This window comes from Streptomyces sp. NPDC050485 (assembly GCF_044458185.1).
Classification (GTDB): Bacteria; Actinomycetota; Actinomycetes; order Streptomycetales; family Streptomycetaceae; genus Streptomyces.
Map to the genome: position 1 here is coordinate 1 of NZ_JBITHR010000060.1, position 13,868 is coordinate 13,868.

Here is a 13,868-nt window from a genome sequence, read left to right on the forward strand (position 1 = left end):
GCCACGAGGTGGTCGCCGCACAGCCATGCGGACCACACCCGGTCCGGGGGCACGTGGCGGCCGGCCTCAAGCTCGTAGAGGCGGGCGTCGATCGACGACACGGGGAGCTGCTGCGCGGCGGCCAGAACCTGGCTTGAGGCTCCGGTGGCGTACAGCTCGGCGGCGGTCTTGGGCAGCTTCTCGGCGAATGCTTCGGCTTCCTCGACCCGTTGGTGGAAGGTCATGACAGTGCGCAGGTTGTGGGCTGCCGCGTGTTCCAGCAGGGCGGTCTGCAGCAGCGCGAGCCGCCGGCCCCGCAACGCTTCCTCCGAGCCGCCGAGGACCGGGGCCGGGTCGCGGATCTCCAGGACGTCGATCTCGAAGGCGGCGAGGATCTCGCGCGTGATCGCTTCGGTGCGATCTCTCGGGTTGGTGTCAGTGGTGGTGAGAGTCGGTGGCGGGGGGCGTGGTTGAGGGGTCTTGTTGCTGGTTGGAGGGCTGTTGGCGGTCGTTTTTCACTGTCATGGGGTGAGAGATTTTGCTGTCATGAGGTGTTATTTCATGGGGGGTGACGCTGTCTCAGTTTCGAGAGTTCTCAACACCCGCTCCCAGACTTTCCCGCGGCTGCACGTCGTCATGGCGGGCAAGGCGGAGCACCTGCTCGACAACCGCCTCCAGGCGCTCGCCGTCGACGTGAGGGGCATCGCCGTCGGGGTGTGGGTGAACACCCTGCCCTGGCTCCAGCGCGGCGAGCCCTGGTACGAGATCGGCGTCGGTGACCCGGACCGGCGCCGCTGGCGCTACCTCGAACCCCCAGGCCGCTGAGGCAGACCTGCCGGAGACGAGGACGCTCCCCCACGCAACAGCCGTGGGGGAGCGTCCTCATGGACCGCGCCGCGCCGGTCAGGCCGGGGCGGGAGCGCCGACCTTTCTCCACCGTGCGCAGCTGCTCGAGGGCTTGCGGCACTTTGCCCGTCCCGGCCCAGGGCGCCGCGGCGGCCCGCGACATCTCCTGCAACACGGCTCTGCCGCATGAGCTCCCCCGTCCGCGCCCTGGCACCGGTGGAGGGGGTGCGGGTCATTCGCCGAACAGCGGTACCTGCGCCGCCTCGACGTCCGTGCTGACACGATGCGGCCGGACCGGTGGAGTTGTCGGTCCTGCCTGGTTGATGGACGGCGAACCGCACGGTGATGCCGGGGCCGCCAGCCGGCTACGAGGTAGTTCTCGCGATCCCGATTCAGGAGGAGGGGCCGAGGCGTGCGGTGATGTCCACCCTTGAAGGGGAGATCAGAATCGAGGCTCCGGGCCCACCCGGCGGGCACGTCGTCATTCGGGCCGAGGACCTGGAACCCGAGGAACCTGTCCCCGCCTCTCAGTGATCGTCGCCCGAGGCTTGGCGATTTGGTCGACTGGCGTCGTTGCTGTTCCCCGAGGGGTACGTCCCCGGTCGTGCTGTCCCGCTCCCCGTACGGGGCGTCAGCCGTGGCGGGACCGGGTTCCTGTCCAGGATGACGCTGACCGGATTTCGCCCGGCGCAGGGCGGCGCATGCATGTGGCTTGCAGGGGGCCGGTCGGGCGGGAGGTGTGCTCCGGTTCGCGCGATCACGCCTGTTGCGGGCGTCGTGCAGAGCTCATCCTGAGCTGGTCTGGCCGTCGGCCCGGAGAGGAGCCCCGAGTGGCTGCACCACCTGACAGTGCGACGATACTGGGCAGTGCCGCGAGCATGGTGGAGCCTTTACTCAGAAGCCGGGTTGACGGCCTTCCCCCACACATACGTCATGTGGCTGGGTTGCACTTCGGCTGGTGGACCGACGAGGGCGAGGCCCTCACCTCCCGCGCCGCTTCCAAGTCCGTCCGTCCCGCGCTGGCGCTGCTGGCCTGCCAGGCCGTGGCCGGCGACCAGCAGGCCGCACGGGGGCCGGCGACGGCCGTCGAACTGGTCCACAACGCAAGCCTGCTGCACGACGACCTCATCGACCGGGATCGGCTGCGCCGAGGCCGACCTGCCCTGTGGGCAGCCAAAGGAGACCCGGCGGCGCTGCTGGCCGGCGACGCCTTGTTTTTCGCTGCCGTACAGACCCTCACCGATGTTCCGGACGCCGACCGGACCGTGCCCGTCCTGCTGGCCGCCGTGCAGGTCCTGATCGAGGGCGAGTACCTGGACACCCTCATGAAGGCCGGCACCGAAGCCAGCGAGGACCGGGCCATGACGGTGGCCGCAGGTAAGACCGGTGCTCTCCTGGCCTGCGCCTGTGAACTCGGCGCGATCGCCGGCGGTGCCCAGCCCGCCCGGGCAAAACGCCTGCGGCTCTTCGGCCACCACCTCGGGATCGCCTTCCAGTGCGTGGACGACGTCCTGGGCCTGTGGGGCGAGAGCGCGGACACCGGCAAGCCCACCCTGTCGGACCTGCGCTCACGCAAGGTCACCCTGCCAGTCGCGGCGGCCATGGCCAGCAACACCCCCCAGGCCCAAGCCCTCAGAGCCCTCTACCGCCAGGACAGCCCCCTCGGCGCCGAGGAATGCCAGCACGGCAGAAAGCTGATCGACCAGGTGGGCGGGAAGGAAGCGACACTGCGCCGTGCCCGCCGCCATACCAGCCACGCCCTCTACCACCTCGCACAGAGCGGCCCGGAGCCGGCGGCGGCCGCGGACCTCACGGCCCTCGCCAACATGCTCATCAGCCGCGACCACTGACAGCGGCCGTCATCTGCGGAGAGAAGACCCCAGGGCCACAGCCGCGATGCCCTCGCCCACACGCTGCCCCAGAACCGGTCGCCACGTGCTCACCGAGGCAGCCCGCCCCCGGCGAAGACGAGCGTGCGGGCTCGCTCCGACCGCCACCGCACAGTCGGGCCAGGCCGACCATGCAGCGAACCACATGGACCCACCAGGAGACGGAGACCGGCATGAAACTGTCCGAACTGCTCGACCTTGGCTCGGACGAGATCAGGATCTGGTCCGTCGTCCCGCTGAGGAGGCACCCTCAGTCGGACGAAATCGACCAGGCGTCGCTGGCATGGTCCATCGAGCACGGCCTGTGCACGGGCGACGACCCCATCACCCGTTCCCGTATGGGCGGGGTGCTCGCCGACTGTATTCCCTTCGCCCGGCCCGAGGTCGCCTACGCCTACGCCTGCTACGGCTACTGGTCCATGTTCTGGGACGACTACCTGGACGACCTGGCCACCGACCCCGTGGAGCTTGGACGGCACATCGCCGAGGCCGTCCACGTCGCAATCGAGCCGCTCGCAGCCATGACAACAGACAGCAAGTGGCTGATCAGCCTGCACGATGTCTGCCGCTTGCTCTCCGAGGGTCTGGGCCCGGCCGGTTACGAGCGGGTTGCCGCGGCGCACGCGCTCTGGTTCACCGGCCAGCTCTGGAAGGAGATGCAGGTCCACAGCAGCACTCCGCCGTCGGTCGGCGAGGTTCTGCGCATGCGCCTGCTCAAGGCCGGCTTCCGATCGGTCTACGCCATCACGACAAGCGGCAGCGGAAACCACATGACACCGGAAGAGTATGCCGACCCATGCGTGCAGGCGTTCGGGCAGTCGGCCTACATGGCGGCAGCGCTCCTGAACGAGATCACGAGTCTGCCCAAGGAACTGTCAACCGGTTCCGCCGCCGCCAACCTGGTGTCCGCCATCGCCCTCGAACACGGCCTGGACCTGCCCGCCGCCGTCAAGCAGACATGGGAACTGTACGAGCGGATGGGCTGCCTGGCACTCGCACTGCAACAACAGCTGCTCAAAGACCCCCGTCCCCACGTCGCCACCTTCGCCACACACATGCCCCAATGGATCCCATCCAGCCTGCAGTTCCATACCATGGCCCCCCGCTATCTGGAACTGCCCAATGGAGGCGGCACCCTGGAGGTCCCCCCCCGTCACCCTGTCGGATACACCGGTCCTGTGGGATCCGGATGACCTGACCCCACCGCCCTACCCCGACATTTCCTGGTGGTGGGGACACCTCAAGGGATAGACCTCTTCCCGCTGTTGCGCCCGCCCAGCCGGCTCGCATCCAGTGCAATTCCCCGGGGTTGAGTGCGTACGGCCGTACCCCCGCATGCGCGGCCGCGACCACGCCCCCGGGATGGACCTGTCCCGGGGTGGCCTCCTATGAGGTCGTGGGGCAGGGTGTGGGGGAGTAGCGGCTGGTGGTTGGCTGTCGGGTCGTGGTGTCGAGGCCCTTGTGGCGCGGTGGGCGCGGGCGTGGGCGTCACGATGTTCCGGTCAGCCGTCGTCCGCTCCCCGCCGCAGGTCGGGTGCCGTCTGGGTGATGGGTACCCGTCATGCGCCGTAGTGGTTCTATAGTGGTGTTATGGCGACGACGACGATTCAGGTTCCGCGGGAGACGCGTGATCATCTGGCCGAGCTGGCGCGGGAGCGGGGGATGAGTCTGGGACAGCTCGTCGAGGCCCTGGCCGTCGAGCAGCCGACCGCCGCCCAGCGTGCGGAGCGCCTGGCTGCGGACCGCGAGACCGTACGGCAGATGCTGGGCGTCGACCTCAGTGACGAGGAGTTCGACCGGGCCCCCGATGTTCTGGGCAACATCTACAAGATCGCCGCGGAGAAGGCGCGCACCACGCGGGACACTGCCGCGTGATCATCCTCGACACCAGCGCCGTCAAGGCCCTCGCCGACGGCCACAAGGCCTTGAGCCTGCTGGCCGGGAACATGGCCCGCACCCCCGGCGACCGCCTCAACGTCCCCGCCCTGTGCCTGATGCAGGCCGAGGCCGAGGACGCCCACCTCTCCCGCAAGATCCTCGCCTTCTCCTCCGTCACCGTGGACACCCTCGACACCATCGCCTCCGTCAGCGTCGGAACCATGATCCGTGACGGCTTCGGCGGCCCGGACACCTGCCACGCCCTGTACTGCGCGCTGCCCAGGGCGGAGTTCACCGGGATGTCGATCCTGCTGACCGGCCACGAGGACGCCTACCCGCCCGGTGTCGTCACCGTCGACATCGACTCACCCGGCATGCTCGGCTTCCACTGACACCAGTCGGCCCACACGGCCACAGACTGCGCCTTCGCCACTTCCGCCCAGCCTTCATCGCCAGCCAGGAACGAGCCAGCCACCCCGCTGGCCGACCACCAACCAGCAACCCTCCCACGCCAGTTGCGGCGCGCTGTATGCCGATACGCTGCACAGGTCACTACTGGAAAAGATCAGAACCCCGTCGAAGTCGGGTGGATCGGTACCCGGGGCTGTGCCATGACTGCCCCGGGGCTCGTGTGCACTTCACTGACCGCGGGTTCAACGACCTGCCATTCCCGTGGTCACCGTGTTGTCAAGCTCAGTCGACTCTGAGCTCGGCGAGCTCGGCCCGCACAGTCGGTCCGGGGCGGCGGCGCCTGCGGCGGGCTGATGGCGGCCGCGCGGTGGGGCGTGGCGGGGATCGGGCGCCGCTGGTGTCGCTCGCGACGGCGGGGCCGCGCGCGATGCCGCAAATTCACGGCGAAACGGGTCGGGGACGGTCTACCGTTCTGTAGGTGAACCACATAGACGGGCCGCAGACTTGCGGGGACGCCGGTGCCACCGTGCGGCCACTCACCGCCGACGATGTCTCCGCACTCGTCCCGCTCCTGCTTGCCGAGGTGAAGCAGGCTTTCGACAGCTCCCATTGGGCGTTGGTCAACTCCGGCACCGAACGGGTCAAGTGGCGGGTGTACGCCGGAGCCGCGCTGAGTCATTGCTGTCGGTTGCTGGCTGAGATGGAGGCGGCGGGCCGCGCGCAGCAGGAGATGGCCGTGCGCCTTCTGGGGCGGGCGCACCTGGAGGCCTGGGTAGTCTGCCTATACATCCACCTCGGCGAGTACTCGGCCCTGGAACGGCTGGGGCAGGCTGAAGTGCGTCATCTGGACGGCCTCCAGCAGGAGGCCGACACCATCGACGTCAAGCTCGCGGCCGACCGCAAGGAAGCCCGCCGACGGCGGAAGAAGGTGGAGAAGGCGAACGCCGGCATAGCCCGGTGGAACGAGGCCAACCCCACCGAAGTGGCCAAGTCATTGCACGAGTTGCCGCACGTGCCGCAACTGAAGCCGATCAACATCGGCCTCAGCCAAGTGATCGCGGAGTTCGGATCCCTGACGGCACAGAAACTGCCTGTCTCCGAGATGGTGGACACACTCACCAAGTGGGGGCCAGCGCGTGGCTTCGCCGAGGAAAGCTTCCGATCCCTCTACTTCTACTACCGCCTGCTGTCCGGACTCGGGGCCCACGCCACCATGGCTGTCCTGGACCAATACGTGCCCACCGGAGCAAGCGACTCGTTCGTCAAAGTGAAAGCGTCCCCGAGCCTTGGGACGACAGCCGACCTGCCATGCATGGCCTTGTATGCGACCGCCTATGCGGCGGAATACGTTCTCAGTGCGCAGGGGTGCGATACACCCGTCGCCGACCGGATCGAGGCCACGCTCTCCGCGCTCTACCCCGACCCTGCTGGCCGTTCCGCCTGATCCCCCGGGGCTCAAGTCGGTCTAGGAGACGGCCGCCACGGCCGTCGGCACAACGGTCGTGGCGACACGTTCGTACCGGATCCGGGCATGAAGCATCAGAATCCCCACGCCCGGCCACCGGCTACGCCCATTCGATGCCCAGCTCCCGCAGCTCCTCCAGCTGCTCCTGAGTGAGCTTGTCCCGCCTCGACTTGGTGTTCGAGACCCACACGCCCAGCTTCACGGCCATTGGCTCCGCCTCGCCGTCGACCCCGATCTCTTCGCTGTGGCCACGCGGCACCGGCCGGTGCGAGCCCTCCCGCTCCACCCACTGTGCGAGGGCTGTCAGGCCGCGCTGGAACGCCTGTTGCGCCTTGCTCGTGCCCGTCACAGCACCCGCGCCCGTCGGGGTGGGTGAGGGTGCCTGGTCGGGTTGTACGCCCAGTGCGGTCAGCCGTTCCTGCTGTTCGGGGAGGAGTTGTGCCCAGGTGCCTGGCTGTTTCTGCTGGGCCAGCCATTTGCCGAGGTCGTCGCCCTCGAAGAGCACGCCGGGTTCGATGGCTAGTAGTACTCCGCCGGCTTCGGTGTCGGCGAGGTCGGCGAGGACGCGGTGGTGGCGTTGCCAGTCCAGTGGCCATGGGCAGTCCCAGTCCTGGTCGATCGCTGTCAGCTGCGCCGCGCGCTCCGCCGCCCGCTCGGGGTCTTTGCCCAGGCCGTTCTTCGCGCCCTTCCTGCGCAGGTTGGCCATGTGCTGTCCGATGGGGACCATGGCTTCGCCTTCGCCCCACACTGCGTCCTGGCGGGGTGCGAGGTGACCTGTGGTGCGCCGGTAGGACCGGAGCGCGGCGAGCTTGTTTTCCCACGCCTCTTCGCCCGGTTCCCACACCATTCCGGCTTCCGGTGCGTCGAGCAGGGTCTTGCGCCGGTCCTCCAGTTCTCCGGCCCGCAGTGCCTTGCGCTGCTGGTGGACCCACCGCCCGAGGGGGAAGTCCTTGGTGATGCCGACCTCGGTCTCCACGTCGTACGGGACCGCGTACAGGCCGGTGATCTCGTTCTCCGCCCGCCACCGCAGGAGCGCCTGGTAGCCCTCCAGCCACACGAGCGATTCTGGCCGGTAGACCCGGGTGCGCAGGAATGCCGCGATGGTTGCCGCGTCGCGTGGAGAGGAGAAGTGCAGTAGCGCCGCTTCGGCGGCGGCCTGGGTGTCGTCCTGCTCCTGGTCCTCGTCGTCGCCCTCGTGGCCGGCCCTGATGATCCGTCCTTCCTCGTCTCGGCGGACGTGGACCTTGCGTTGTCCGCTGGTGAGGGCGCGGGAGGCGAGTTGCTCGACCAGGCGCTCATCATGACTGCGGAGGCCCTGGAGCACGGCTACGAGCGGCTTGAAGCTCGCGGAGGCGACCATGTCGGTCGGGTCCTCCCCGGCCTCCAGGAACACCGGCACGATGATCCGCGCGATTTTCGTGCTGCCGTCCCGGTTGGGCCGGAGTGCCCGGCCGATGTTCTGGACGATCTCGACTTGTGAGCCGCGGGTGTCGGCGAAGCAGACGGCTTCCACGCCGCGTTCGCCGGTGATGTCGACGCCTTCCCCGAGTACGCGACAGCTCGCGAGGAACGCGCGGTGTACGCGCCGGTTGTTGGCGTCGATGCCGTTGGCGAACTGCCGCAGGGCCTCGCGCCGTTCGGCCACGAGGTGGTCGCCGCACAGCCACGCGGACCACACCCGGTCCGGGGGTACGTGGCGGTCGGCCTCCAGCTCGTAGAACTCCGCCTGGATCGACGACTTCGGCAGGCGGTCGGCGGCGGCCAGGTCGTCGCCTGTGGCGTCGTTGGCGTACAGCTCGGCGGCGGTCTGCGGCAGCTTCTGCGCGAACGTGGCGGCTTCCTCGACCTTCTGGTGGAAGGTCATGACCGTACGGAGGTTGTACGCGGCGGCGTGCTCCAGGAGTGCGGTCTGCAGGAGGGCGAGGCGCCGGCCCCGCAGCGCCTCCTCCGATTCCCCGAGGACGGGGGAGGGGTCGCGGATCTCCAGGACGTCGATCTCGAATCCGGCGAGGATCTCGCGCTCGATGGCCTCCGAGAGCCCGAGTTCGGCCAGCCACGCGCCGTACGTGCCGTCCGGGTCGTCGGCCATGCTCGCGATCTCCGCCTCCTGGCTGTCCGCGCCCTTGTGTGGCCGGGCCGCGGCGAGGATGCGTGGCGTGGCGGTCAGGTAGAGCCGGAAGTCAGCCGGGATGCGGGCGTTGTCGTGGATCGCGGCCCACGGCCGCCCGAGATCACCGGCGGTGCCATGCGCCTCATCCACGATCGCGAGGTCGAAGCCTGCCATCTGCTGCCCGTAGAGCCGCTCCCCGCCCGCCAGCGCGGCCTCCAGCGGCCCGCGCACCTTCCGCTGGCCCACGGGAGCGTCGATGTCCTCGCGGTCCACGAGCGAGGCGTACGTGGCGAACACGACCACGGGTCCCTGCCCGGCCCACAGCGCGAGCTGGATGGGGTTGGTGGTGGTGCGTACCCCGAGCTTGTTCAGCACGGCGTCGTTGTCCAGCGAGCACACGGCGACCTTCGGCGTGGTGTGGCCCACCGACCGCCATGCCTGGGCGGTCTGCGCGAGCAGGTCCAGGGTTGGGACGGTGACGAGGATCCGGCCGCCCGGGAAGCAGTCCAGAGCGCACGCGGCGGCCGTGATCGTCTTGCCTGATCCGGTCGCGGAGACGATCGTGCCCCGCGCACCTTGAGGGGGCACAGACCGCTTTGCAGGGAATCCAACCCACTTCCGAAACGCCGACTTCTGGTCGACCTGGTGTTTCTTGAGCTGAATCGCTGACATTTACTTGCCTCCCCGATGCCTAAATTCCCGTGGTTTTCAGACGGTCATGTGCGGATAGCTGGCCGCACCGGCGTCGCTCCAGATCGCCCCGCCCGCGGGATGCCAGCCGCCGGGCGTCCCGTCCGGCTTCCCGCGCTTGAACCCCGGCAGGTCGTCCGGGTCGTAGTGCCCGGCCTCGCGTGTGCAGAGGATGACGTCAGCGCTGGACATTTCCACCGTCCGTGCCGTGCACAGACCACCGGCCTCGCCCAGCGCCTCCAGCACCCGGCGCCGCTCCGCGGTGTTCGGGTGCGTACGCGGCAGCACCGTCTCCCGGACGAACGCCTCCAGGTGCACCAGGGTCCGCCCGCTCACGCTGCCTCACATCCACGCTATGTACGGCCAGTTCAGCAGCCACGGCCGAGCGTCCGCCACGCCGTGACCAGTCCCGGTCAGCGATGCCCACCAGGGCCTCGCTCACGGTCATCACGCCCTCATCCCACCCGTCCGCGAACACCGCGCCCCGGGAGACCGGCGCCATGCCGTCCAGCTCGGCCACCTCGCTCTGCGCCCCGGCGACCGCCCCGGCCTCCAGCGCGGCCACCAGGTTGTCCGCCTCGCTCGCGGGCACGCCCTGGGCGGCCAGGAGCACGAACAGCCGCAGCCGGGCGCTGGTGCCCGCCGTCTGGTACTGGCTCACCCTGTGCACAGAATCGCTGCTCAGCGCGAGGTCTGGTTCGGTAGATTCGTGGTGACCGGTCATCTGCGGCCGTTCCTCTCGAATTGAGGGAGGTTTCCGGATGGCTGGACGGTGTCCCGTATTTTCGCCAACGGTACATGCCGACACAACTTGATGCACTTACTACGCCGAAACCTGCCCCGAACGAGCGACCCCATCCTCAGGCCCGCGCAGCGCCCTGCCCTCACCGGGACCGGGCGTGCCTCCCTTGCCTGTCGGGTTCGCGAACTGCCGCCTGATGCAGGCGAGTTGGCTGCGATTTGACTGAACGCTGGCATGTACATCTCGCACCTGCGACCTGACGCAGCCCCATACTGGCGACCGTCCACGTTCTCCAGGGGGAGGAACTCGCACGTGAAGATCAGAACCGCCGCCGGTCTCGCCGGGGCCACGCTCGCCTCCGCTGTCGCCGGGATCATGCTCGCCGCGCCGGCCCACGCCGATACCGCCCGGGGGGTCGCATCGTTGGGAAGCTGCCAGATCTTCCTGTCGTCGGCCAGAGCCGGCGGCCACGACTATGTCCGCTACAACGCGATCTCCTGGGGCCAGTGGGGGTGCACCGTGTTTCTGCGCACGTGGGTCGGCCCGAACCACTATGACCACGACGGGGCGAGCGTCGCTCCTTACGGGGGCGCCTCGTCGTCCTGGTATTACGATGCCGGCGTGAAGACGCAGGCATGCATCCAGATGTCCAGCGTCGACATCAACTGCACCGTCACGTACTGAGTGTGGAGGGCTTGGGGTCAGGCTTCTCAGCCTGGTCGCCCGCTCGCTGGCCGGGGGCCGTGCGGCGGTGCAGGTGGAGGGTGAGGGCGAGCAGGCCGAGCGGGGTGGCCACGGCCAGGGCGCCGACCGCCTGGGACGCCCGGGTGGCGACCGTCGCGGCGCATCCGGGGGTATCGAGTTCGCCGGGCTCACCGTCGGGGCCGTACTTCTGCTTCGTGAAAGCCTGCTGGTCGAACAGTGCGGGCACGCCGCACGACGTCGGCGTTGCGTAGTGCCCGTTGTTGTCGAAGGACGTCGGGAAGAGCATCAGGCCGAGTGCCAGGAGGAAGCCGGCGATCGCCGGGACCGCGAAGATCCAGGCCCCGATGAGCAGGTCACGGTTGGTCCGGGGCGCGTCGGTGTCGGTCACGCCGGGAGACGATACGCCCCGGACGGAACCTTGCGCACTGCGGGGCTCAGCAACGATGTCCCTGTTGGCAATCCTGCATGTTGCCGATGGGGCCGACCCAACGATCTCATCGGCCGACAAGACCATTGTGACAAGCCGCGGTTCGCTGAGAAGGGACATCGTGACCTGCGTCGTCTCAGCCAACCTGAACCGCTAAGAAGCCGTTGTCTTTCCGAAGGCGACGGGCGAGTTTCCGCTCGTCAGGCATGGTGCTGGCTGCTGCGCGGAAGAGACGGCGCATTGTTCGTCTGCGTGGTGGAGGTGCCGGAGTGCCGTCGGTGATGGGGCTGTTGGAGGATCGGAAGCTGGCCGCTGGGCAGCGGGTGGAGGAGCTTCGTGCGGAGGCGGAGCGGGTCCTGGCTGAACTGGCTGAGGTGGAGGCCGTGTTGGAGCGGCGCGTGATCGCGGTGGTGGAGCTGTCCGAGGCGTTGGCCGCGAGTGCTCAGCCGCAGGCGCCGGTCAAGCCGGTGCCGGTGCCGGTGCCGGTGCCGGTGGTGGTGAAGGAGCCGGTGGCGGGGTCGGTGGTGCCCGGCTGGCGGGAGGGCATGACGGTGGAGGTGCTCGCGCGGAGTACCGGCGGCTGCTGGACGTGCTGGAGACCGGAGCCGGTCCGGAGGGGCTGCGGGCGAAGGAACTGGCTGGGCTGCTGGGCCTGGAGTTGGTGCCGGCGAAGATCGAGGGCGTGCGGGTGAAGGTGAAGCGGCTGGCCGCGCGGGGCTGGCTGGGCGAGGACCAGCCCGGGATCTTCACGCCGCGGCGGCGGACGGGCTGACCTCGCGGGCCCGGTGGCGGGCGAGGCGGCGTCCCATGAAGGAGCGGTACGACAACGGCTTCTGACGAAGATCGTTTGATACGGTCTGCAACGCCCAGTGATTTGGGCTCGCGGCCTGAGCATCCGGCCGTCGGGGGGATCAAGTTGAGGGGGCTTCAAGTGAAGAAGATGGCAACCCGAGTGGCGTTCCGTGCCGGAACACTGGCCGCGGCCGCCACGATCACGGCGTCGGTGGCGCTGGTGGGTGCCACGCCGGCGAGCGCCATGCCGGCGGGCGCCTTGTACTGGACGTTCCTGTCCAACGGCGCGAGCGGCAAGTGTCTGGAGATTCCTGGCAACAACGGCAGCGACGGCGCGCCGGTTCAGCAGTGGACCTGCAACCGGGGCGAAAACCAGAAGTGGTACGTCTATGCCACGGGCGACGGGTACTACACGCTCGTGAATTCCATGTCCGGAGACTGCCTGGACGTTCCCTACGCCAGCAAGGACCGGGGAACCGCGTTGCAGCAGTGGTCGTGCAACGGCGGTGACAACCAGAAGTGGGTGATCTCGGGGACGGATCCCTCCACGGGTCTGCTCACCATCACGAACAAGAACAGCTGGATGGTCATAGACAACCCGAACGGCAGCACCTCCGACGGCGCTCGGATGGTCCAGTGGCCCTACAACTACGGGAAGAACCAGTTCTGGCATTCCTTCAGCTGACGATCTCGCACTGATGGAGGGGCTGTCCCGGCCGGGGGCAGCCCCTCCTTCGCCATGTGCGCGCGCGACGGCCCGCGACCGGTGCCCGAACACTCCTGGCGCCGGGCGGGTTCGGGGAGCAGCATCGGAGGTCCTCCTTCTGAAAGGTGGTTCCGGATGCCGCAGCCCAGCGCCCACGCCCAGACCGCCCGCGACCACCCCGCCCCGGCCGGCCCCGGCACCGCCGAGCTGAAGCAGCCCGTCGGCTAAGCCGCCCTACCCGTGGCCGGGGCGGTCATCCGCCCCGGCCACCGTGTCCCAATTGGGCTTTGCGCTCGACCCCCGACAGGCTGCGTAGTTTGCGGCCTGGGACAGAGATAGGAGCCCAGGGCCAGATCGTGCTGGGCCCTGCCGCCGTCGGGCCGGTGGCCGAGGCCTTCGAGCAGCTGGCGCGCGAGGGCGGACCGACCGCGCGGGGGCAGGCCCTGCGGGAGGCGAACCGGCGGCGCAACGCCCGTACCGGTGTGCGAGGCAATCACACTGCGAGCGAGTCGAGTTGGACCGTCCCGACACGATGGCGTACAACTGCGGCAACAGGGCCTCCCTGGTGCATCTTCGGCTATCAACACCCAGGAGCTGCACCGGCCTGTTTTCATGCGCCCACCGCCCGCAATCACCCGAACGAGACTCCAGTTCGATCGACAATCCCCAGGAGCGGTACGACAACGGCTTCTAAGGGACAGATGGCCCAGGTCCACGGTGTCATCTGAGGCCTCCGAGTGCGGTGAAGGTTTTGATGACGACGGGGAGGAGACTGGCGGTTCCGAGGAGGATTGCTGCGGTACGGCGCATGAGGGATTTCCCCTTGATATTGAGGTAGTTGAGGTTGGCTCGGTAACTGGTCCAAGCTGCCGCATGACGGCTGAAGTTGATGGATGGACACGCGCCCGTTACCCGAACAGCGGCACCCTTTTCCGGGTAGCCAGCCCGGCCCGCGGCAGCGGGCCGCAGAGCTTGGAGGCGCAGCCGGAAAGCCCGGGTGAGACTGCGAAGCTGACTCACCCTCAGGCCGCGAAGCGGCCGTATCACTCTGTTAAGCCTGGCAGAGCCAGGCCCGAAGTCCTAAGCGAAGCGCAGGACTTCCCAGCCCGAAGGGCTGGAGCTCCCGCGAAGCGGGAGCAACCCCCGTGCGCAGCACGGGGGTTCAAGCCGAGCACAGCGAGGCTTGTCCCTGCACAGCGCGCAGCGCTGTGGTACCCGCTCCGCGGGG

At 68.7% G+C, this 13,868-nt stretch carries 13 protein-coding genes and 1 pseudogene; 10 read left to right on the forward strand and 4 right to left on the reverse strand.

Annotation, left to right across the window (positions count from 1 at the left end):
• Positions 1-395, reverse strand: a pseudogene (locus tag ACIBK6_RS41840) (helicase); the annotation flags it as partial.
• Between the two features lie 145 nt (positions 396-540).
• Between ACIBK6_RS41840 and ACIBK6_RS41845 the strand changes: the two are divergent.
• From ACIBK6_RS41845 to ACIBK6_RS41870, 6 genes are all read left to right on the forward strand, one after another.
• Positions 541-804 carry a hypothetical protein gene (locus ACIBK6_RS41845; RefSeq protein WP_399058658.1) on the forward strand — a complete coding sequence of 88 codons (264 nt, stop codon included), beginning with the start codon at positions 541-543 and terminating at the stop codon, positions 802-804.
• A 956-nt stretch (positions 805-1,760) separates the two neighbouring features.
• Positions 1,761-2,675, forward strand: a complete 915-nt coding sequence (locus tag ACIBK6_RS41850) for a polyprenyl synthetase family protein (RefSeq protein ID WP_399058660.1) — start codon at positions 1,761-1,763, stop codon at positions 2,673-2,675.
• Positions 2,676-2,887: 212 nt separating this feature from the next.
• Positions 2,888-3,907 carry a terpene synthase family protein gene (locus ACIBK6_RS41855; protein ID WP_399058662.1) on the forward strand — a complete coding sequence of 340 codons (1,020 nt, stop codon included), beginning with the start codon at positions 2,888-2,890 and terminating at the stop codon, positions 3,905-3,907.
• A gap of 397 nt (positions 3,908-4,304) precedes the next feature.
• On the forward strand, positions 4,305-4,589 hold the full coding sequence (locus ACIBK6_RS41860; protein ID WP_399058664.1) for a hypothetical protein: 285 nt from the start codon (positions 4,305-4,307) through the stop codon (positions 4,587-4,589).
• The gene (locus tag ACIBK6_RS41865; protein WP_399058666.1) at positions 4,586-4,984 is read left to right on the forward strand and encodes a hypothetical protein; all 399 of its coding nucleotides are present in this window, start codon (positions 4,586-4,588) and stop codon (positions 4,982-4,984) included. Before ACIBK6_RS41860 ends, ACIBK6_RS41865 begins: the two co-directional genes overlap by 4 nt.
• Positions 4,985-5,481: 497 nt before the next feature.
• Entirely contained in the window at positions 5,482-6,447 is a 966-nt protein-coding gene (locus ACIBK6_RS41870; RefSeq protein ID WP_399058668.1) for a hypothetical protein, read from the forward strand.
• Between the two features lie 121 nt (positions 6,448-6,568).
• On the opposite strand, the gene ACIBK6_RS41875 is transcribed toward ACIBK6_RS41870, so the two are convergent.
• Together ACIBK6_RS41875 and ACIBK6_RS41880 are read right to left on the reverse strand one after the other, a co-directional pair.
• Positions 6,569-9,250 carry a Helicase associated domain protein gene (locus tag ACIBK6_RS41875; RefSeq protein WP_399058670.1) on the reverse strand — a complete coding sequence of 894 codons (2,682 nt, stop codon included), beginning with the start codon at positions 9,248-9,250 and terminating at the stop codon, positions 6,569-6,571.
• A gap of 36 nt (positions 9,251-9,286) precedes the next feature.
• Positions 9,287-9,604, reverse strand: coding sequence for a hypothetical protein (locus tag ACIBK6_RS41880; RefSeq protein ID WP_399058672.1), 318 nt, complete (start codon positions 9,602-9,604; stop codon positions 9,287-9,289).
• A gap of 83 nt (positions 9,605-9,687) precedes the next feature.
• Between ACIBK6_RS41880 and ACIBK6_RS41885 the strand changes: the two genes are divergently transcribed.
• Both ACIBK6_RS41885 and ACIBK6_RS41890 read left to right on the forward strand, forming a co-directional pair.
• Positions 9,688-9,984, forward strand: coding sequence for a hypothetical protein (locus tag ACIBK6_RS41885; protein WP_399058674.1), 297 nt, complete (start codon positions 9,688-9,690; stop codon positions 9,982-9,984).
• Positions 9,985-10,322: 338 nt separating this feature from the next.
• Entirely contained in the window at positions 10,323-10,694 is a 372-nt protein-coding gene (locus tag ACIBK6_RS41890) for a hypothetical protein (protein WP_399058676.1), read from the forward strand.
• On the opposite strand, the gene ACIBK6_RS41895 is transcribed toward ACIBK6_RS41890, so the two are convergent.
• Positions 10,684-11,103 carry a hypothetical protein gene (locus ACIBK6_RS41895; RefSeq protein ID WP_399058678.1) on the reverse strand — a complete coding sequence of 140 codons (420 nt, stop codon included), beginning with the start codon at positions 11,101-11,103 and terminating at the stop codon, positions 10,684-10,686. The two genes, ACIBK6_RS41890 and ACIBK6_RS41895, sit on opposite strands and share 11 nt — an antisense overlap.
• Positions 11,104-11,731: 628 nt before the next feature.
• Here ACIBK6_RS41895 and ACIBK6_RS41900 point away from each other — a divergent pair.
• Both ACIBK6_RS41900 and ACIBK6_RS41905 read left to right on the forward strand, forming a co-directional pair.
• Positions 11,732-11,914 carry a hypothetical protein gene (locus ACIBK6_RS41900; protein ID WP_399058680.1) on the forward strand — a complete coding sequence of 61 codons (183 nt, stop codon included), beginning with the start codon at positions 11,732-11,734 and terminating at the stop codon, positions 11,912-11,914.
• 168 nt (positions 11,915-12,082) lie between these two features.
• Positions 12,083-12,619 (forward strand): RICIN domain-containing protein, encoded by a 537-nt coding sequence (locus ACIBK6_RS41905; RefSeq protein ID WP_399058682.1) that lies wholly within the window; start codon positions 12,083-12,085, stop codon positions 12,617-12,619.
• Positions 12,620-13,868: the final 1,249 nt, after the last annotated feature.

Bases quoted from the DNA above. Each gene is read 5' to 3' on its own strand.
- ACIBK6_RS41860 (WP_399058664.1), top strand. From the start codon at position 4,305: ATGGCGACGACGACGATTCAGGTTCCGCGGGAGACGCGTGATCATCTG.
- ACIBK6_RS41845 (WP_399058658.1), top strand. From the start codon at position 541: ATGGGGGGTGACGCTGTCTCAGTTTCGAGAGTTCTCAACACCCGCTCC.
- ACIBK6_RS41875 (WP_399058670.1), bottom strand. From the start codon at position 9,250: ATGTCAGCGATTCAGCTCAAGAAACACCAGGTCGACCAGAAGTCGGCG.
- ACIBK6_RS41885 (WP_399058674.1), top strand. From the start codon at position 9,688: ATGCCCACCAGGGCCTCGCTCACGGTCATCACGCCCTCATCCCACCCG.
- ACIBK6_RS41855 (WP_399058662.1), top strand. From the start codon at position 2,888: ATGAAACTGTCCGAACTGCTCGACCTTGGCTCGGACGAGATCAGGATC.
- ACIBK6_RS41905 (WP_399058682.1), top strand. From the start codon at position 12,083: ATGGCAACCCGAGTGGCGTTCCGTGCCGGAACACTGGCCGCGGCCGCC.